This window comes from Sediminimonas sp. (genome assembly GCF_024637375.1).
In the GTDB taxonomy this organism is placed as follows: Bacteria; Pseudomonadota; Alphaproteobacteria; order Rhodobacterales; family Rhodobacteraceae; genus Sediminimonas.
The window spans coordinates 1-18,618 of the sequence record NZ_JAGXFK010000036.1; the positions used below are offsets into that span (position 1 = coordinate 1).

Consider the following 18,618-nt stretch of genomic DNA (forward strand, 5'->3'; position numbering starts at 1 on the left):
GCGGAGACGAAGGCGGCCTCGGCGGCGGCGTCAACGGCGGAGACGAAGGCGGCGTCGGCGGCGTCGGCGGCGGCAGCGGCGGCATCGGACCTGATATCGTCGGCTGGCCCAACAGCCGCAACCGACGCTATCAACAGGCTGCGCAAGACCGGCAGAGCTGTCAAATCTTCTTCGTACGCCCAATCCAGCACCGCGTCCCACCACACGGGCAACAGCCGCGCCGCGGCGCGCGACGCGATCCAGACCGACACCTCGCGCGATTGATCCTCCAGCCACGCCCTCAGGCTGTCCTCATCCTTGATATCCGCAATCTCGACCATTGCGTGCAGACTGCCCCGCGCGCGGGGCAAGGTAAAGCCTCAGCGCACCCGCCGCCTGAGCCACCGGCCCAGGTAGACCACCGGCCAGCGCAGCATCGACATGCCGCCCAGCATCACCAGCAGCCCCGCCCAGGGTCCGTGGGCATAGGTGACCAGCCCCAGGATCGGGATGCCGGCGCCGATCAGCCAATAGGCCCGGCGCCAGAGGTTGTCGCGCGACGGGATCAGCGCGGCCACGTTGGCGACCACCGCCCACAGGCAGGCCAGGATCAGCGATACGCTCATCCGCCGCCCCACAGTTGCAGGGCCAGCGCGGCGGCCGAGGCCACGAGCCCCAGAACCGGCACCGTCATCGGCACCCGGAACGACGCCTGCGGCTGCTCACGCTTCACCCCGATCAGGGCCGCGTTGACCAGCACGAATACCCCCAGCAGGATCGCCGAGGTCGCACCGGCCAGCGCCGCCACCGGCAGCGCCAGCGCCCCCGCCAGCACCGCCGCGCCGACCAGCGCCGTGGCCAGCACCGGCGTGCCGAACCGGGGGTGGGCGTTGTGAAACACCCCAAGCGCGGCGCTGCGCCGGCCCAGCCCGAACAGAACCCGGCTGGCCATGATGATCTGCGCCAGCACACCGTTGAGCGCCGCCGCCACCGCGATCAGCGCCAGCGGCGCCGCCGGCCCGCCGGTGGCGCGCGCCCATACCAGCGCCAGCGGCTGTTCGGACCCGGCCAGATCGTCCACCGGAACCGACCGCACGGCGGCCCAGGCCACCAGCCCATAGAGCGCAGCGGTGATGGCAAGCGACAGCAATATGGCGCGCGGCATGGTGCGTTCGGGGTGTTTGACCTCTTCGGCCATGTTGACCATGTCCTCGAACCCGATGAAGGCAAAGAAGGCCAGCGTCGCGCCGGCCCCGATGCCGGCCCAGGCGACGGCCTCGGGCATCTGCCAGTCGGCACTGGGCAGCGCCGTGCCGCCGGCCCAGATCACCAGCGCCAGGCCCGCCACCTCGATCACCGTGAACACCGCGGCGACGGCCAGGCTTTCCAGCACGCCGATCAGCGCCACGCCGATCAGCGCCAGTGTAGCGTGACACGCAATTTTTCAGAGTTTGACACGCAATTTTTCAGCAAACGACTTTTATTCGGGCGAGCGCTCAACACCCCTTTAAGGGCCGCTTAATCGCCCTCTTCATCCTCGCCGCGCTCGACGTCAACCCGGCTGCGCAGGCCGGCGCCGAGCTCGTGCTCCACGCGCCGGATGTGCCACTCCCCGGACAGCTCTGCCCGGATGTCCGGAAGGTCGACCAGTCCGCCCGCGAATAGCCCGGCGTCGAAGCCGCCGAGTTCGAGCGTGCCCTTGCCCAGCCCCCGGCGCGCCCGGTTGAGGGCGGCATCGGCCGCGCGCTTGGCAGCCTCCTCCGAGCCGTAGACTTCGCGCAGCTCGAGAATGGGCTCGCCCTCGCCCGCCTCGACCACGCGCACCTGGCCGGCGCCGATCTCCGCCCATTCGGCCTTCACGGTCTTGTAGACCTCGCGCCCGGACAGGTCGAAGTTCCAGCGCGCCAACCGCGAGAGCGGCAGGGGCACGGGCGGGATATCCCCACCCTCGGCCGTCTTCTTCGACCCCCGGCGCACGACGACGAGACGCCCGGCCGAGGGCTTGGCCGTCGCGTCCAGCGCCTCCGCCAGGCGGGTGAGGAGGTGCAGGTCGCTTTCCGCCGTCTGCGCGACCATGTCGTAATGTGTGGTGGCGATGTCCTCGCCGACCACCGGCTCGAGCCCCGCTTCGCCAGCGATCTTCTTCACGATGTCGCCCAGGGTCACGTCCTCCCAGGCGCGCGTCTTCGGCGCGCGGATGCGCCCGGTCATGTCGGCCGCCTGGGCGCGGATCGTGATCTTCTGGACGGGCCCCTCCACCGACACCGCGTCGACCACGTAGAGCCCCATGGGCGAAAGGCCGGTCTCCCGGTAGCCCAGGCGCAGCTTCAGCTCCGCCTCCCTGGCGGGCAGTGCCACCCGGCTGTCGCGATCGTCGATCGTCATCACCAGCCGGTCGGCCTCGAAGCCCTGCTCGTCGACCAGGCGCAGCGACACCAGCCTGTCGCGCACCAGCGGCGTGATGTCCGAGCCGTCAGCCTCGATCAGGAAGTCCGGCGTCACGCTTCTTTCCCCCAGAGCCGGATTTGCGACACCGCGGGCGCCGTGACGCTATCGGGCAGGCGCACCTCGACACCGGCGGGCAGGATCGGGCCGCGACCCGCGAGCCCTGGGTTGGCGCGCAAGAGGTCGAGCGTGTAGCCGTCATCGCCGTACTCGGCCCAGGCGATGGCATCGACGGTGTCGCCTTGCTGCGTGGTGTAGGTGGTCATAGCAGGTCCGCCCCGTAAGCGCGCAGGGTCACCGTGAACTCGATCTTGCGCGGCGCGCCATCGCGCATGAAGTAGCTCTTACGCTCCTCGACGCCGACGATCACCCACTGCTCCCAGATCCAGCCGAGCCCGTCGACCAGCATCATAGGCCGCCCCTGATCGGCCGTGGCGCGCATCAACTCGACCTGTCGCAAGCCCCCCTTGAAGTGCGGGTAAATCACCCCTTCAAGCACCAGATCGTGGGCGTCCGGTCCGAGGTATTGAAGGGCCGGCGCGCGGCCGACACGGTCGAGCTTTTCCCACCGCCATGCCGCCTGCCGCGTGAGCGACTGGTAGGCAGCATGGTTGACGCCGAAGCGGAACGCGCCGAGCGCCATCATCACCAAGCTAGTCCCGATCATACTGCCCTCCGTCGTGCAGGCCGTTTTCCGCGCCGCTCTCGCGCCCGATGCGCTCGATCTCACGCCGCACCTCGGCCGCGATGTCCTGCGGGCTCATACCGGGCGCTGCGTGGATGTGAATATCGCCGACCGTTACGCCACCGACCTGGCGCCCGCCCCCGGTACCCACCAGGCTGGGGCTGTGGTCGATGTTCGGCATCTCGGCCGCGATGGTCGCCGGATTGAACGACGCCAGCGCGGGCATGTCGACCGCCCCGGCCGCCGCGACCGCCGGCACCCCCGCCATGGAGGCGGCCATGATCATGCGCGCCGCCCGCGCCGGGATCACCCGGCCGGCGACATCCGGCACGAAGATTTCTTCGCCCTGCTCGTTGATGCGATAGCCGAAGCCCGGCCGCACCGAGCCGCCCAGCGCCCGCGCGCCGACCGGGCGCGGCTCGCCGCTGGTGGTGCCTGTCGGCGCCGCCCCGTTGGCCGTGCCGCCGGGAAGGGTGCGCAGCGCGCCCGACAGCTCGCGCACACGCTCAAGGGCGCGCTCGATCGACGTGATGTTGACATCCGGCGCCGCCTCGGTGTCGGACAGAAGCGCGAGCGCGGCCTCCAGCTGATCCGACTGCGTCTCGGCCTCGGCGATCTGCTCGACCAGCGCCTGCAGCGCCGCCTGGGCCCGCCCAAGCAGCTGCCGGCGCAAGCCCGACGCCATCATGTCGCCCGGCCCCATCGGGCCGGTGAGTTGATCCTCCAGCGCGGCGATCTCGGCGCGCGTGACTTCCGCCTCCTCTCGAAGCTCCGCGATGCGCTGCGCCGGCAGGGCGCTACGCCCCGCCGCCGCCTGCACCGTTTCGGCAGCTTGCCGCACCTCGGGCGTGAGCCGGTCGAAGCCGGGCATGTCCGCCGCCACCGGCGCCTCGACGATCGGGCTGTCGTCGCGCCCCATCAGCCAGAGCAGCCAGGCGGGCGGCTCGGGCCATGTGATCAGGTCGCCGAAGTCGATCCTGCCGATGAAGCTCCAACTCCAGTCGGGCAGGAAGTCGCTCCATTCGAACCCGAAAATCCGCTCCATCAGGGCGGTGAACGGGGCTATCGGCAGCCACGTCACCCAGGAAATCACCTCCAGCAGGTTTTCCCAGGTGAACCACTCCTTGATGTCCTCGATGTATCCGCTGAGCGCATCGAGGCTGAGGTACTCATCCCAGCCGAGGGGCTTGATGAGCAAGTGCCAGAGAAGCTCGCCCGCCAGCGCGGCCCAGCCAATCACGGGAATGAAGCGCAACGCGCCGCGCCCGATCCATGCGAGGGGCGTAATCAGCGAGCGCCAGCTCAGACGGCCGGCCAGCGACGCCCAGCCGATCGCCGGGATCAACCTGGAGACCCATCTGAGCGGCGTGACCAGCGCCGAGGCGGCCAGACGCGCGCCGCCCGCCGCCAGCGCGCGGAACCGCAGCGGCGACAGACGAGGGATGAGTGCCGCCGTCCATGTCAAGGGCGCGACCAAAGCAGAAACGGCAAGCCTGCTGCCCACAGCCAGCGCGACCCACGCCGCACTGGCCAGGCGAGGAATAAGGGCTGCCGTCCACACCAGCGGACGGATCAGTCCAACCACAAGGAGACGCCGACCGCCGGTCGCGAGGGCGCGAAACAGCGCAACAGTGAGGCGCGGAATTAGCGCTGCCCCCCACGTGAGTGGCCTCACAAGTCGCGAGAGCCGCAGCGCGCGCAGCCCCGACAGCCGCGCCAACGTCCCGACCACACCGCCGAGCAGGCGCCCGGCCAGCCGCAGCGGCAGGGCCACCACGCGAAGCGCCAGGCGCAGCCCCATGACGCCGGCAGTAACCAGCGCGACGCCCTTGGCGACGGCGGGGGATGCCTCGATCCACTCGATCAGCTGGGCGACTACGCCGCCGAGCCAGCTCCCGGCCGTCTCGCCCCATTCGGCCCACGCCTCGGCACTCGCATCCAGTGGCGCCACCAGGGCGCCGACCCATTCGGCCAGCGCCCGCGCCCGATCCACCAGCCAGTCAAGCAGGGGCGCCGCCGGCCCAAGCGCGGCGCGCAGCCCCACGCCGAAGCCCCGGAAGAAGACCAGCAGCCCCTCCCAGTTGTTCCAGATCCAGAGACCCGCAAGCGCAATGCCCGCGACGATCGCGCCGATCCCGCTGGCCAGCAGCGCCACGCGCAGGGCGATCATCGCCCCGCGCACCAGCGCGAAGGGGTTGAGCAGGGCCAGCAGTGCGCGCCCCAGAACCGGCAGGAAGGCCACCAGCCGCCCCCCCGCACCGATCAGGCGCAGCACCGGCACGGCCGCCGTGAGGGCGGCAAAGCGCAGCGCGAGCGAGGCCAGCCGCATCGCGAAGAGCCCCGCCGTGGCGATGCCGATCTGGCGGATCAGCTCGGGGTTTTCCGCGACCCAGTCGCGGAAGATGCCCACCACCGGCATGACACCTTCGAGCAAGGCATTGAGTTCGGGCAGCAGGACGGAGCCGAAGGTCGTCGAGAGCGCGGTGATGAAGCCGCGCAGCCGCGCCACCGCGTTCGCCGTGGTCGATGCCTGCTGCTCGTACTCCTCCAGCATCGCCCCGGCAAAGTCCGACGGGTCGGCGACCAGGTCGAAGCTCTCGCGCAGCAGGTTGAGGTTGTTGAGCAGTGGGGCGATGGCCCCCATGCTTTCCTCACCGAAGAGCTGCGAGAGCGCCGCGCCGCGCCGCGCGTCCGGCAGCTCGGAGAGCGCGGTCATCACGTCGGTGATTGCGCCTCGCGCATCGACCTGCATGCGCTCGGCCATCTCGGTGGCATCAAAACCCAGCCCTTCCATGACACTGCGCTGACGCGCCGTCATGGCCTCCCCGCGCGTGAGCGCGCCGGTGAAGTTCTTCAGGGCGGTGGCCGCGATCTCCGGACTGGCCCCGCCCGCCAGGAACGCCGCGGACAGGGCGGCGACCTCCGTTTCGGCCAGGCCGGCGGTCATCGCCACGGCGCCTTGCCGCCGGATCACCTGGACCAGGTCCGGCGCGGACGCGTTCATGCTGTTCGAGATGTGGTTGACCGCATCGCCAAGCCCGAGGGCCCGCTCCTGGGTGAGCCCGAGCGCGCCGCGCCACTGCGCCATGGCCTCGCCGGCCTGGGCGGCAGACATATCGAACGCGACACCCATCTGCGCCGCATCGCGGGCGAAGGCGATCAGCTGCGCGCGCCGCTCGTCGTCGGGCAGGGCATCGTCGATGATCCCGGCCTGCCCGGCCGCCTCGATGATCGAGGCCACGCCCTCGGCCGCCATCGGCAACCCCCCCGAAGAGGTCAGCGCAAGGATGTCGTCGCCGAGCCGTTCAATGGCGGTTTCATCGTCGAAGGTTACGACCCGCCGCACGCCCGCCATCGCGCTTTCGAACTCGATGGCGGGCTGCATCGCGCGGTAAAGGCCGTAGCCGATCGCGGCGGTTTCCAGCGCGGAGCCGCGCATCGCAGCCCGCTGCGCGTCAAGCGCCGCAACGTTCCGGTCGGCGAAGGCGGTGGCGCGGTTGCCGGCCTGCGTCGCGCTGTCAGCGATGCCGCCGAGCGCCCCGCGGACCTTCCGCGCCGGGGCGCTGACCCGATCGACCAGTCTCAGGATCATGGCGATGTTGAGATCGCTCATCGTCTCGGGCCCCCGTTCGCGCGCGCCTCCGCTTCCCTGCGCTCGCGCGCCATGGCGAGCCAGCGCGCAAGCTCTTCGATTTCCATGGCCAGCATTTCAGACGGCTGGACATTCAAGACCATGGCCACATCGGCCATGGCCTCTTCCACGTCATCGGGGAGCTTCAGGCGCTCCCCTGTGGCGCCAGCCCCTCCAGCTGCTCGGCCCGCGCGAAAAAAAGCAGAAGCTTTCCGGACAGGTCGGTGAAGTCGGCCGGGTCCAGCGCGGCCACCTGGTCGGGCGCGAGCGCGGGCTGCGTCACGCGCGGCAGGAGCGTCATCAGGGCGGTGACATCCATCTGCAGCACGTCGGTCATTTTCAGGCCGCGCAGCGCGCCGACCGAGGGCTTGGTGACCTCGACCTCGTGGATCTCCTTGTTGCCGACCTTGATGGGGTGGCTCAGCCGTGTCGTCTTGGTCTTGTCACTCATGGCTCAACCCCCTCAGATGCCCATGGCGCGGCGCAGCTCGGCGAGCTGATCGACCCCGCCGATGACGCGCACGCCGTTTTCGATGTCGATCTCCCACAGCTCCTCGCCGTCCTTTTCGAGGCGGTAGTAGTCGACCTCCATGGTGATCTTCAGGGTCGACTTGTCGCCGGCCTTCAGATCCTCGGGGCCGTTGACGCTGATGCGCCCGCCCAGGGTGGCGATGTAGGTGTCGGCCGAGAAATCATCCTCGCCCATGGCGCCGGGGCGCATGACGAAGCGCGTGCGCCGGCCGAAGGACTTGAGCAGCGCGGGATCCCATTCGGCGAAGGTGATCTCGGACTGCATGCCCTCCATGCCCATGTCGATCGCGACGGGGCCATCCATGCCCGCGCCACGATGCGCCTCGGTGTTGAGGGTGACCGGAGGGAGTTTCGCCTCATCGACGCGGCCGAAATAGCTTGTGCCGTCGACGAAGGCGTTGAAGTTGCGGATAGTACGAGGATATGCCATTTGCCGGTCTCCTTAGCTGGCCTGGGCAACATCGGCGACGAGTTCTTCGTAGTACTCGCCGTTGCGATGCGCGCGGAAGGTGAGGTGCTCGAGCGGTGCGGGTGGCTCGATGTCGAAGTCGAGATAGAGCTTGCCGGCCTTGAGCTGGGCCTCGGTGTTGAGCTCGGGGTCGAGCCAGACGCGCCCGCCAAGGATCGCGCCGAGCGCCTTGAGATGGCGCAGGTAGGCATCGACACCGTCGCGGATGTCGTTGATCAGCTGCCCCGAGAAGGGGCGGTCCATGGCCCACAGGTGCGCCTGCTCGACGCTCTCGTAGATCATGTCCGCGGTGCGGCGCACGCTCAGGAAGGCCCAGAGCGGATCGGCCGTGGTCGAGCGGTTGCCCCAGAGGCGGTAGCCGTCCTTGCGCACGATCGTCGCCACCTCGTTCTCGTTGAGGATGTTCGCGCGCGAGTTCGGATCGGACAGGCCGAAGGACACGGCCCGGGCGGTGCCGGTGATGCCGTTGATCAGCTTGTTCGAGGGCGACCACCAGAAGCCGTTGTCGGCGTCGGTGCGCGCGATCACGCCCGCCACCCGCGCCGAAACCGGGGCCACGACCTCTTTGGCGGCCACCGTGTCGAACACCGTCACCCAGGGGTCGACGATATAGAGCCGATCGGAGCCGAACTCGCCGCGATACTCGATCGCCTCGGTGTCGGTGGTGTTCGGCCCGTCGGCGATGATGACCGCGCGCAGCCGCCCGGCGATGCCGATCATCTCGCTGACCACGCCGGTGTTCTGGGTGAAGCCCGGGGCGATCAGGATGCGCGGCGAGACATGCACGATGCTCTCGGCCGCGGCGAGGGCTTGCAGGCCCTCGTAGTCGCCGGTCACGCCGTCGACGCCGCCGATGATGTTGGCCTGCGTCTCCGCGTCGTCGGCGCCCTCCTCGACCCGCACGACCACCACGACGGCACCGGCCTGGTCGAAGATCGCGTCGAGCGCGGCGGGCAGCGTGCCCAGGCCCTGGTCGGTCGCGTCGAGCTTGGCCGCCTCGCGCCGGCTGCCCGCGATGAGCACCGGCGTGTTGAGCGGAAAGGGCTCGGCGGCGCCATCCGCCAGCTTGGTTGCCGCCTTGGCGCGCACGACACCGGAGCCGTCGCTGGTGCCGGCATGTGCGACCGCCACCAGGGCAGCGGCATCGACATCGCCCTCGATCGCCGTCTTGACGTCGGCCGCGGTCGAGGTGATCGCGCCTTCGAGGTCGGTCGCCAGCGCCACCGAGATGGCGTTGCCATCCACGGTCACCGCGATCGCGGCGCTGATCGTGCCGGGGTCGGTGAACGCGACGGAAATCAGGTTGCCGTCGAGGCCGGCGGTCTGGGCGGTGAAGGTGAGCGCGGTATCCAGCGCGGTCGAGCCCAGGGTCAGGGTTGCCGCTGTGGCGCCGGCGGCGTCGGGCGCGGTGCCCACCACCCCGATCACCGAGGAGCGGACGGTACGGATCGGGCGCAGGCCGTCGTCAATTTGAACGACCTCCACCCCGTGAAGAAACTGCTCAGACATTGAAGCCTCCTTTAAAGAGCGTGTTCAGGGTTCGTGAAATCAGGCGGGAGCTCATGCGCACTGCCTCCTTTCGGGCTCGTGGGGTGCCACCTCGCGTGGCGGCGGGACGAAGACCTGCCCGCTGACCACTCGGCGGCGCAGCGTGTAGGTCTGGGCATGGGCGGCATGGCCGACCCAGCTGGCGACGACGCGTTGCACGCGATCCATGTCGATCTGGCCCGCGTGATACTGTTGCGCCATGCGCTTCATCTTCTTGCGCATCCGGCCGACGCTGTCCCGGCGCAGAAGCCGGTGCGTGGGCCATATCCTGTAGCCGAGGAAATCCAGTGACCGACCGCCGGGGCGGACGGGAAAGACCTGCGTCTTGCCGTTGAGGCGCAGCGCCAGGTGCGCGTAAAGAAACCCGTCGATCTCGCGGCGCAGCTCATGCAGCCGGGCCTTGTCGGGATCCACGACCGCGAAGTCATCCATGTAGCGCAGGTACCGCTGCACGCGCAGGTCGTTCTTCACGAAGCCGTCGAGCTCGTGGAGATAGATGTTGGCGAAAAGCTGCGAGGTCAGGCTGCCGATCGGGATGCCGCGCGGCAGCGGATCGCCGGGCTCGGCGGTGCTGTCGATGATGTCGTCGATCAGGCGCAACGTCGGTGCGCAGGCGATGCGGCGGCGCAGGAGGCGCTTGAGCGCATCGTGCGACACCGACGGGAAGTACTTGGCGATGTCGGCCTTGAGCACGTAGATGCAGCCCGCCTCGCGCTGGACGGCGCGCAGCATGGCCTGCACCCGGTCAGCGCCGGCATGGGCGCCCTTGCCGGGCCGGCAGGCATAGCTGTCATGGATGAAGCGGCGCTCCCAGATGGGCTCGATCACCTCGATCAGGGCGTGCTGGACGATCCGATCCTTCAGCGGCAGAGCCGAGATCGCACGTTCCTTGGGTTCGAACACCTTGAAGTTCCGGTAAGGTCCTGTGGTGTAGGTGCCCGCCAGCAGGCTTTCCTGCAGCGCGATCAGGTTGGGCTCGAGATCGCGCTCGAAGCGCAGTACGTCCGCCTGGGCGCGCCGGCCGCGGATCACGCGGCCCCAGGCGCGATGCAGCGCCTCGAAATCCGCGATCCGCTCGAAGAGGTTGTTGTAGGTGCAGGCCATCACGCGGCCTCCGAGAGATTGGGGCGGCCGGCGCGAAGGGTCGCGCATGCGCTACTGTCCCGCCCCGGCCTGTTCATTTTTTCCGGCGCTTGGCCGAGGGATACGGGGCCTTTCGAGGGTGCGCTGGACGGCGCCCCGTGAGGCACCGCCTTCCGGCATTCCACGAGAGCGGGCCGGAACCCGATGTTCGAGTTCGCGTTCGAACGCGGGTTGTTCAGGTTGAGGGCGAACACGCCGGCATTCACGCCGTTGTTCCAGTTGCCCCCACGGATCGGCAGACGTTCAAGCCACATTGCCCGCACCCCTTTGCTTGAGGCTCCGGAACCAGCCGCCCACCATGCGCCCGAGCTCGTCGAGGTGACGACTCCAGACCTCGTACTTGCGGAACGGCAGATACTGCAGCTCACGCGACAGCCGCACCTGGCTGCGCAGCAAGTCGAGATCCCCGTCGAGGTCCTGCATGGTGGTCTTCTTGTGGTAGCGGCGATTGCAGATGATGATCAGCCGCAGCACCCGCCACATGGTCTGGCGGATTTCCTGGCTCAGGACGTGACGCTCCGCCTTCGGGAACTGCCGCAGCGCGACATAGCCGTAGGCAATCATCTCTTCGCATTTGCGCCTGATCTTCAGATCATCCACTGGTTCGGGCCTTTTCCTTGGTGTTATCCGGGCGGGTTTTCACCCGCCCGGGCAGATTTCAGGTGGGCGGATTTCAGATCGCGAAAGCGGGCCGGAACCCGATGCGCGAGTACGCGTACGAACGCGGGTAGTGCAGGACGAGGGCGAACACGCCGGCACCCACGCCGTCGCTCCAGTAGCCCCCACGGACCGGCAGACGTTCCCCCTCGTTGTTCATGTAGAAGCGCGCGCGCGTCATATCGACTGCATGCGGGAAGAGGCCCAGAACCTTGGCGATCTCGGGCACCGTTACGCCGGCCTCGGCCGTCAGGTCCTTGTACATCGCCTGCGCATAGTTCGAGCCGTCGGACTGGCTGGTGACGCTGGTGTTGAGGATCGGATCGCCGGCGCCGGCAGCGCCGGTCGCGTCCCATTTCAGCGTGTCGGTCGTGCCGGGCGCGACCAGCGAGCCGTCCTGGAGGATCGCCTGCCAGAGCGTGCTGGTGTCCGAGTGATCGGCGTCGGTGGCGGCGGCGTTGTTGTCGGCGATGATCTGAATTTCACCGCCCACCAGGCGCAAGCCCCGGACCCACTCATGGACATTGCCGGTGAGGTCGGCGATGCCGGCCGGGCTGTTGTCGTGATACCAGCTTGCCGGGCCCGACCCGGTAAGTGTCCGCGCCACGCCCGAGTTGTCGCCCGGATCGCCGCCATCCTGGCGCCGGCCGGTCTCGTAGGTCTGGTCGTAGTCGCGGCCGTAGTCGGTGTTGCCGCGCGGCATGAAGCCGTTCTTCCAGCACCAGAGTGCCACGGCCGACCATTCGGCATTCGTCATCATGTGCCAGCCCGGCCCCTTGTCGGCGCAGCGCTGGTCGGCCGTGTCGAAGTTGATGCTCGTCGCCGGGTCCTGGCCGGGCAGGGACAGCGCGCGATCGTCGTGGATCGTCGCCTGGAACTTGCCGACCATGATCTCGGACTTCTGCGCGCCGTCGATCGTGAAGGCCGGATGCACGCCGGCGCCCAGTGCGGGGTCGATGTCCTCGATATTGAAGCGGGGCACGACGCACATGATCGAGGGGTAACCGCGATCGTCGTAGAGCACCGTGTTGACGCCGCCCGAGGCGGCCTCGACCGACTGCCGGAAAGCATCGGGGGCGGAAATGATGATGGACATTGTGGTTTACTCCTCGGTTTCCGTGGGCAGGTCCGGCAGCCCGTAGAGCTGCAGCGTCACGGCCGCGAGATTGAGCGGCTGGGCGACACGGTCCTGGTAGGTGATGGTTTCGCCGTCGCTCTCCTCGGTGACTTCGCCCATCTCGTAGCGGCGCGGCGGGATGATGATCGTGGCGGCGTGCAGGTCGCCCTCGGGGTCGAGCCCGCCGGCGGCGTCGGCGCGCAGGCCGATCACGACCTCGGCGTCGCGCTCGCGCGCGGCCAGGTCGATGACCTGCGCCGGGGTGCCGATATGCAGCTCGGTGCCCTCAAGGTGGTGGTCGAGCACGCGGCCCTTCGTCATGTGTTGAACGTTCATTTAAGCCTCACTGGTAGCGGGGGTTGAGAAGGGTCCAGCGGATGCGGATGTTGTCGGCCGAGCCGCTGGCCTTGATCTTGAAGCCGTTGCGCGCCTTGTCGTAGGCAGTCAGCGCGCCGACCCCGGCAAGATTGGTCGCGCCCTCGACCTCCAGCTCGACGCCGTAATCGGCCGCGGGCAGCGCCTCGGCGAAGGCGACGGAGACGAAGGGCGCAGCGTCGACCCACCATCCGCTTTGCGGGCGCACGACGCGCAGGTCGGTCAGCGTGACCGCCGACAGATCCCCGGCCGTGTCGTTCGCGGGCAGGTCGAGCCGGTAGAGCACCAGCCCGTCATCGGGCACCTGCTGGGCCACGCCGACGCCGTAGCCGCCGGGGCCGTCATGCAGGAAGGCGTAGTAGGTCACCGCCTCGTCGGTCTCGTTGGTCGGCACCGAGACGTGGGTCGCCTCGTCTGCCAGCGTGATGGTCAGCCCGTCGATCCAGGCGCGCGACGATCCACTGCCCACAGTGCCGCTCTGCGACAAATCCAGCGCGCGGATCCCCGACTTGCTCAGCACCATCCCCGAGATGACGTGCTTGTTCTTGAGCACCACCTCGCCCTGGGCGAGCACGCGGTTGCGGATCACGTCGATCTCGCGCGACAGGACGCCGGCCAGGCCGAGCGCCTCCTGCGTCGCGGCGATGATGGCCACCTGGTGCTCGGGCGCCAACGCCTGCAGCAGATCCAGCCGGGCGCCGAGCGACGCCTTGTCACCGCGTGCCTGCGCCACTTCGTCCGCGTACTGCTTGAGCCAGGCGGTCCGGTTGGCCAACTGTTTGGCCTGGACGTTATCAATCCCGTCCGGGCCGCCAACCACCGGGTCGGTGGTTTCGATCTGGTAGATGCCGCTCGGCCAGGAGGCGTTTTCGGGTAGGTTCGCCATGTTGTTTCCCCTCTAGAAGATGATGGTCCAGCTGCCGTCGAGACTGATGTCGTCGGCCTTCTCGATCGGTTGCCTGGTCTTGCGCGCAAACAGTGTGCCGTCGGCCGTGATCAGGCCGAACTCGCGGATCGCCAGCCCGTTGGCCTCGGTGGTCTCGAGGCGCCAGTCGAAGCGCACCTCGCCGGCAGCCGGGTAGGCAAAGCCGCTCACCGGCTTGGTGAAGGCGCCGGTCAGCCCGGTATCGCCGGGCGCCGGGCCGTCGCCATTGGTGCCCACGCCGATCTCGGCGATATCCTTGCCCGCGCCGTCGCCCGCGATCAGCGCCGCCAGACCCAAGCGGGCGGCCTCGAGGATCATGTTGGGCATGGCGATCCGCTCGATGATCACGCCGCGCCTGCGCACGGTGATGTCGAGCGCGCCCCTCACTGTCAGCTTGTCGGTTGCCTGCATTGTGCCCCTCACATTGCCGTCATCGCGGTGGTCTCTGCCCCGCTGTGGTAGATGCCCGCCCAGTGGGACTGGCTTGCGTCGAAGCTCAGCGCGCCATCATGGAGCGCGCCCGCATGCCGGTGCCGGCCGTCATGCAGCCGGTGGCGCGTGAGCCGGATCGGCATCGCCATGTCGGCCGCCGGCGGCTGGCCTGCGCCATGCGTGATCCCCGAGTGCCGGAACCGGCCGTCATGCCTGGGCGCGATCTCCATCCGGTCGGACTGGCCGAGGTCGATCCCGATCCGGGTCCGCGCGCGCACGGCGTCGTGGCGCCCCTCGATGTCGGTCCAGCCGGCATAGGCCACGGCCCCGCCGTGATCCTGCGCCCCGTCATGCGCCAGTCGCACCGCGTCGTCGTGCTGCGTCGCGCCATCATGGCGCCGCCCCCAGGGCAGGACGTCGGACGCGGTATGCGCGACTTCAGTCTCGGCGCTCTCGGCCAGCTCGGCGGTGTCGGCCACGCCCACCCGGAAGGCGAGATCGGCGAGGTGCGAGCGCACGGGCTTGACCCGCCCGACCGCGTCGATGACACGGGCCACACCCTCGTCGCTCAGCCCGCGCCACTCGCCCAGGTCGAGCAGGAGCGTGAACATGGCCCAGCGGGTGCCGCCGCCATGGGTCTCGGCGCCAGCGTGGGTTTCAGTGCCGTCGTAGCGCGCGATCGGCAGTCCCTCGTCGATCTCGACATCCGCGAACCCGATCGCCTCCAGCGCATCGCGCAGCGCGGCCGGCGTGCCCTTGCGGCGATGCACGGCCACCGAGCGGCGCAGCGTCTGGCGCTTGACCGCCTCGGGCCAGTCGGTCTCCCAGTTGTCGACCGAGAGCGCCCAGGCAAGCCAGGGAAGATGCGCGGCCGGGCAGGTGTCGGGGTTCCACAGGTGGCGCACCGGCACAGCCATCTCGTCGAGCCGCAGCCCGGTGCGCTCGACGCCGCGCTCTGCGTCGGTGGCGCTGGGTGGCAGAAGAGCGGCAAACTCAGACATCGCGCCCCCCCACGCTTACGGAGATCGCGCCGCAATGGGCGGCCTGGGTGTCATCGACCACGATGTCGGCCGCGGGCTGGATCAACTCGACGCGCTGGACGCCCTCGACATGCAACGCGGCAAAGAGACCCGAGCGCGTGATGTCGTGGCCGATCCGGTGATGACGCGCAGCAAAGGTCTCGGCCGAGGCGCGCGCGGTGGTGGCGACCACATCGGCGTCGGGGCCATGATAGAGCGTGAGCTCGGCCTCGATCGTGTAGTCGACCACCGCCGCGCTGGACACGGTGACATGATCGGTCAGCGGGCGCACATCCTCGGCCCCGACGGCCGCCTCGACCGCGTCCACCAGGTCCTGCGGCGCGGTGCCGTCGCCCGTCGATGCGAGCACGGTGACCAGCACCTCGCCGGCGCCGGGCGAAATCACGCTGGCGTCGCGGACGCGCTCGTCGGCCGCGCGAGCGTGGAAGAGATAAGCACCCTCGGGCCCGGCCACACTCTGTGCCTCGAGCGACAGCTGCACGCGCTGGCGCAGCGCGTCGTCGGTCTCCATCACCGCCGCGATGGGCGGGACGGCCTCCGGATCACCGGGCGAAATCGTGAGCCGCTCGACACCGAAGAGCGCCGCGAGGTTGTCGAGGTCCGAGCTCGTGGCGCGCGCCAGCATCACCGCCTCGGCCGCGTCATTGACGCGCTGGCGCAGCAGCAGCTCGCGATAGGCGAATGCCTCGATCAGCTTGACCGCCGGCTCGCTTTCCAGCGCCAGCACGTCGGCGAGCTCCGGCGCGGCCGCCTCGACGTCCGCCTTGATGGCCGCGACGATCGCCTCGTAGTCGAGGGTCTCGACGACATCGGGGGGCGTGAGCGCCGACAGGTCGATCTGGACGAAGCGGCTCACGCGCCACCTCCCAGGGCGGTGCGCACCACCCGGTTGACGCCGGCGACATCGCCCTCGACCACCAGGTCGAAGCGCCCGGCCTCGGCGCGCTCCACCTGGACGCGGCGCGCCCGGAAGCGCGGCTCCCACTCGGCGAGTGCCTCGGCGGTGGCAAGGAAGATATCGACGACCGTTTCGCCGTTCATCGGCTGGTCGACGATCTCCGCCAGCCGCGATCCGTAATCGCGCCGCATGACGCGGCTGCCCACCGGCGTCATCAGGATATCGCCGATCGACTGCTCCAGGTGCTCAATGTCACCGATCCGGCGAAGGGATGTGGTCGCGAGCCCGGCCATCACTGCGGCTTCCCTGTGACCGAGCCGACGCTCTCGGGGTGGGTGTGATTGACCAGGCTGATGCCGTTGGCGATCACGTCCTGGGTGACCGTGACGGTGCCGTCGATCTTGATGTCGCCGATGATCGACAGGATCGAGCCGCCAAGATCGATGGTCGGGGTGGCCGCGTCGGGTGCCACCGCGCCCCCGTCAACGGGGATTGAAGGGCCGATGAAAGCCCGCTCCATGTCGCCGCGCGGGGCATAGACCACGACCTGTTCGCCGGGCGAGGGCATCCACTGGAACCGGACGGTCCCCGAGCGCAGCTGCGTGACGGGCAGCGGCTGGGTGTCGAGCCCGCCGATGCGCACACGCGCGCGGTTGGTGCCGGTCTCGATCGCGGTGACCGCGCCGACCTGGACGATGTTGGTGGCCCGGCGATCGGCCTCGGCGTGCTGGAACCCGGCCATCAGTTCGCCCCTCCGATCTCGGTGTAGTCGCCCTCGTGTCCGGCCCCGACCTCCGGCGCCTGGCCGAGATAGAGCTCGATCGCCAGCGGCTCGGGCGTCGTGTAGCCCTGCACCACGGCCGGCTGCGACCAGGTGACCGCCCAGAGGCTCGTCGCCGCGTCGCGCGTCTCCGGGGTGACAAGCGATTGCAGGCGCACGGCCCGGGCCTGCCCAAGTGCGCTCTCGCCCCAGTTGTTGTCGGGGATCATGCTCAGCAGCACCTGCCCGATATTGGCCGCCGCCGCATCGCGGGGCAGGCCGAGCCGGTCCTTGGTGATGACGAAGGCGGCCATGTCGAGCAGGAAGCCGTGATGCGGCCCGGTCCAGTCCTGCTCCTGGCGCGCGCCGAGATGGGCGACCAGGACGGCCGGATGGCGGATCGACTGCTTGCGCAGCTCGCCCACGGAAAACCGCCCCGCGATGCCGCGGCACTCGGCGAGATCGGGGATCCGCGTGGCCACCTGCGTGGCGACCACATCGGGCAGCGTGGCGAGGAGATCGTCGCGCACTTCGCTCATTGCAGCAGCCCCCCCAGCCGATCGGAGACGAAGGTCTCGATCTCCTGGCGATCATCGTCCGACAGCCCCAGATAGGGGCGCGCCGGAATATCGCCGAAGGGGATGGGACTGCCGCGCGATGTGTTGCCGAACGCGCCCTGGGCTGCGCCGAACTGGTGCACCGCGGCGTAGACCATGTTGCTGCCGACCTCGACTTCGGTCGGGGTGGCGTAGCGCTGGATGCTTTCCAGCAGGCCCGGGTTGCCCGAGGCCACGAGTAGCGAGTGCTGGGCGCGCCGGGTGGCGGCGTAGCCTGCCGACCAGTCGGCCCAGGGCGTGCCGTCCGGCGCGGTCTTCTCGTCGGCGACGCGCACCTTCGTGCTGTCCTCGACGATCGCGCCGACCTCGTCGAGGATCTGCGCGGCGTCGAAGCCCGCCAGGCGTTGCAGCCCGTCGAGCGCGGCCTCCATGCCTTCGGTGGTCAGGGTGACAGCCATCAGAAGTCCCGCATCTTGTCGCGCGAGAACAGCCGCTCGGGGCCGTGGCGCACGACGGGCGTGGGCCCGTCGCCCTCGCCATCGCCGTCGGGGTCGGCCTCGAGCGAAGGCATGTGCAGCGCGGCCCGGCCATCGGCGATCCGCTTGAGGTGGTCGCGGCCGTCTTCGTAGCGCCGGCGATGTTCATCCGAGAGCACGTCGCGCGAAAGCGCCAGCCGGTAGAGCGCGAAGTCGACAGCGATCTGGCGCAGGATGCCCGGCACCTCGGGAAGCGGCAGGCGGTAGCGCACGGCGAGGTAGCTGTCGATCTCGTCGCTGGCCTGCTCGAGCGCCCGGGCCACCGCGTCAGTCTCGACCGTGCCGTCGCCGTCGCGATCGGCCACGTAGAGCGCGTCGGCGCTGTAGAGGTCGGTGATGTCGCTCTGCGTGGCATAGGCCATGTGTGAAACCTCTTCAAAACGGGCCTTTTAAGGTCCTGCCCAGGACCCGCCTTTCACTGCGGGGGGGGGGGTCGGCGACGCCCCCCCTCTCGGGTATTTCCTCGGCCGTCAGCCGGTCTCGCCGGGCGGCCGGAAGCCGCTCTGCGCCAGCCGGCGCATCGCTTCGTCGCGGGCCTCGTCGGTGATGAGCGCGTCGTCCATGCCTGGCAGGGCCGCACGCAGCGCCCGCATGCGCGGCTGGCCGTCCTGGGTGAAGTCCCCGGGCTCGAGCCCCGGGATCACCCGCACGAGCTCGTCGACCGGGCCGGGCGCCTCGTCCTCGACGAGGGTGTTCTCCTCGGCCTCGGCCACATCCTCGGGCGCCGCCTCGTCCAGCGGCTCGACCTTGACGGCCGGGTCGGCGCGCAGCCGCGCCCACTCGCGGGCGGTGAAGGCGCCGCGCTCGAACACCGCGCCCTTGTCGGTCAGCCGGACGCCGCAGCGCCAGATGTGCCCCGTGACGCCGGGGGCCGATACACGCGCCGCCAT

26 protein-coding genes are annotated in these 18,618 nt (G+C 69.5%); all 26 read right to left on the reverse strand.

Going from position 1 to position 18,618, the window contains the following annotated elements:
• A partial coding sequence (locus Q0L89_RS04805; protein WP_296762985.1) for a hypothetical protein occupies positions 1 to 320 on the reverse strand: 320 nt, incomplete at its 3' end.
• A 39-nt stretch (positions 321 to 359) separates the two neighbouring features.
• Positions 360 to 605 carry a DUF2484 family protein gene (locus Q0L89_RS04810; protein ID WP_296762986.1) on the reverse strand — a complete coding sequence of 82 codons (246 nt, stop codon included), beginning with the start codon at positions 603 to 605 and terminating at the stop codon, positions 360 to 362.
• Complete coding sequence (locus Q0L89_RS04815) at positions 602 to 1,420, reverse strand: APC family permease (protein ID WP_366937896.1); 819 nt, start codon at positions 1,418 to 1,420, stop codon at positions 602 to 604. Before Q0L89_RS04815 ends, Q0L89_RS04810 begins: the two co-directional genes overlap by 4 nt.
• Before the next feature lie 77 nt (positions 1,421 to 1,497).
• Complete coding sequence (locus Q0L89_RS04820; RefSeq protein WP_296762987.1) at positions 1,498 to 2,481, reverse strand: phage late control D family protein; 984 nt, start codon at positions 2,479 to 2,481, stop codon at positions 1,498 to 1,500.
• Positions 2,478 to 2,690, reverse strand: coding sequence for a tail protein X (locus Q0L89_RS04825; protein ID WP_296762988.1), 213 nt, complete (start codon positions 2,688 to 2,690; stop codon positions 2,478 to 2,480). The genes Q0L89_RS04820 and Q0L89_RS04825 overlap by 4 nt, the downstream gene beginning before the upstream one ends.
• The gene (locus Q0L89_RS04830) at positions 2,687 to 3,091 is read right to left on the reverse strand and encodes a phage tail protein (protein WP_296762989.1); all 405 of its coding nucleotides are present in this window, start codon (positions 3,089 to 3,091) and stop codon (positions 2,687 to 2,689) included. The genes Q0L89_RS04825 and Q0L89_RS04830 overlap by 4 nt, the downstream gene beginning before the upstream one ends.
• Entirely contained in the window at positions 3,078 to 6,722 is a 3,645-nt protein-coding gene (locus Q0L89_RS04835) for a phage tail tape measure protein (RefSeq protein ID WP_296762990.1), read from the reverse strand. The genes Q0L89_RS04830 and Q0L89_RS04835 overlap by 14 nt, the downstream gene beginning before the upstream one ends.
• On the reverse strand, positions 6,719 to 6,859 hold the full coding sequence (locus tag Q0L89_RS04840) for a GpE family phage tail protein (protein ID WP_296762992.1): 141 nt from the start codon (positions 6,857 to 6,859) through the stop codon (positions 6,719 to 6,721). The genes Q0L89_RS04835 and Q0L89_RS04840 overlap by 4 nt, the downstream gene beginning before the upstream one ends.
• A gap of 26 nt (positions 6,860 to 6,885) precedes the next feature.
• Positions 6,886 to 7,191 (reverse strand): phage tail assembly protein, encoded by a 306-nt coding sequence (locus tag Q0L89_RS04845; protein ID WP_296762994.1) that lies wholly within the window; start codon positions 7,189 to 7,191, stop codon positions 6,886 to 6,888.
• A gap of 12 nt (positions 7,192 to 7,203) precedes the next feature.
• On the reverse strand, positions 7,204 to 7,701 hold the full coding sequence (locus Q0L89_RS04850; protein WP_296762995.1) for a phage major tail tube protein: 498 nt from the start codon (positions 7,699 to 7,701) through the stop codon (positions 7,204 to 7,206).
• Between the two features lie 12 nt (positions 7,702 to 7,713).
• Positions 7,714 to 9,249, reverse strand: a complete 1,536-nt coding sequence (locus tag Q0L89_RS04855) for a phage tail sheath subtilisin-like domain-containing protein (RefSeq protein WP_296762996.1) — start codon at positions 9,247 to 9,249, stop codon at positions 7,714 to 7,716.
• Between the two features lie 51 nt (positions 9,250 to 9,300).
• On the reverse strand, positions 9,301 to 10,392 hold the full coding sequence (locus Q0L89_RS04860) for a reverse transcriptase/maturase family protein (protein WP_296762997.1): 1,092 nt from the start codon (positions 10,390 to 10,392) through the stop codon (positions 9,301 to 9,303).
• On the reverse strand, positions 10,392 to 10,685 hold the full coding sequence (locus Q0L89_RS04865) for a hypothetical protein (RefSeq protein WP_296762999.1): 294 nt from the start codon (positions 10,683 to 10,685) through the stop codon (positions 10,392 to 10,394). The genes Q0L89_RS04860 and Q0L89_RS04865 overlap by 1 nt, the downstream gene beginning before the upstream one ends.
• Positions 10,675 to 11,031, reverse strand: coding sequence for a diversity-generating retroelement protein Avd (gene avd, locus Q0L89_RS04870; RefSeq protein ID WP_296763001.1), 357 nt, complete (start codon positions 11,029 to 11,031; stop codon positions 10,675 to 10,677). Before avd ends, Q0L89_RS04865 begins: the two co-directional genes overlap by 11 nt.
• A 73-nt stretch (positions 11,032 to 11,104) precedes the next feature.
• Complete coding sequence (locus tag Q0L89_RS04875) at positions 11,105 to 12,184, reverse strand: SUMF1/EgtB/PvdO family nonheme iron enzyme (protein ID WP_296763003.1); 1,080 nt, start codon at positions 12,182 to 12,184, stop codon at positions 11,105 to 11,107.
• Positions 12,185 to 12,190: 6 nt separating this feature from the next.
• Complete coding sequence (locus Q0L89_RS04880) at positions 12,191 to 12,541, reverse strand: hypothetical protein (protein ID WP_296763005.1); 351 nt, start codon at positions 12,539 to 12,541, stop codon at positions 12,191 to 12,193.
• 7 nt (positions 12,542 to 12,548) lie between these two features.
• The gene (locus Q0L89_RS04885; protein WP_296763007.1) at positions 12,549 to 13,466 is read right to left on the reverse strand and encodes a hypothetical protein; all 918 of its coding nucleotides are present in this window, start codon (positions 13,464 to 13,466) and stop codon (positions 12,549 to 12,551) included.
• 12 nt (positions 13,467 to 13,478) lie between these two features.
• Positions 13,479 to 13,916: a hypothetical protein gene (locus tag Q0L89_RS04890; protein WP_296763008.1), complete on the reverse strand. Its 438-nt coding sequence runs from the start codon at positions 13,914 to 13,916 to the stop codon at positions 13,479 to 13,481.
• Between the two features lie 8 nt (positions 13,917 to 13,924).
• A complete protein-coding gene (locus Q0L89_RS04895) occupies positions 13,925 to 14,938 on the reverse strand; it encodes a phage tail protein I (RefSeq protein WP_296763010.1) in 1,014 nt (337 codons plus the stop codon).
• Positions 14,931 to 15,833, reverse strand: a complete 903-nt coding sequence (locus tag Q0L89_RS04900; protein ID WP_296763012.1) for a baseplate J/gp47 family protein — start codon at positions 15,831 to 15,833, stop codon at positions 14,931 to 14,933. The genes Q0L89_RS04895 and Q0L89_RS04900 overlap by 8 nt, the downstream gene beginning before the upstream one ends.
• A complete protein-coding gene (locus Q0L89_RS04905) occupies positions 15,830 to 16,168 on the reverse strand; it encodes a GPW/gp25 family protein (RefSeq protein ID WP_296763014.1) in 339 nt (112 codons plus the stop codon). The genes Q0L89_RS04900 and Q0L89_RS04905 overlap by 4 nt, the downstream gene beginning before the upstream one ends.
• The gene (locus Q0L89_RS04910; RefSeq protein WP_296763016.1) at positions 16,168 to 16,617 is read right to left on the reverse strand and encodes a phage baseplate assembly protein V; all 450 of its coding nucleotides are present in this window, start codon (positions 16,615 to 16,617) and stop codon (positions 16,168 to 16,170) included. Before Q0L89_RS04910 ends, Q0L89_RS04905 begins: the two co-directional genes overlap by 1 nt.
• Positions 16,617 to 17,174, reverse strand: a complete 558-nt coding sequence (locus tag Q0L89_RS04915) for a hypothetical protein (protein WP_296763018.1) — start codon at positions 17,172 to 17,174, stop codon at positions 16,617 to 16,619. The genes Q0L89_RS04910 and Q0L89_RS04915 overlap by 1 nt, the downstream gene beginning before the upstream one ends.
• Positions 17,171 to 17,650, reverse strand: a complete 480-nt coding sequence (locus tag Q0L89_RS04920) for a phage virion morphogenesis protein (protein WP_296763019.1) — start codon at positions 17,648 to 17,650, stop codon at positions 17,171 to 17,173. The genes Q0L89_RS04915 and Q0L89_RS04920 overlap by 4 nt, the downstream gene beginning before the upstream one ends.
• Entirely contained in the window at positions 17,650 to 18,090 is a 441-nt protein-coding gene (locus tag Q0L89_RS04925; protein WP_296763021.1) for a DUF1320 domain-containing protein, read from the reverse strand. The genes Q0L89_RS04920 and Q0L89_RS04925 overlap by 1 nt, the downstream gene beginning before the upstream one ends.
• 108 nt (positions 18,091 to 18,198) lie before the next feature.
• Positions 18,199 to 18,618, reverse strand: a complete 420-nt coding sequence (locus tag Q0L89_RS04930; protein ID WP_296763022.1) for a hypothetical protein — start codon at positions 18,616 to 18,618, stop codon at positions 18,199 to 18,201.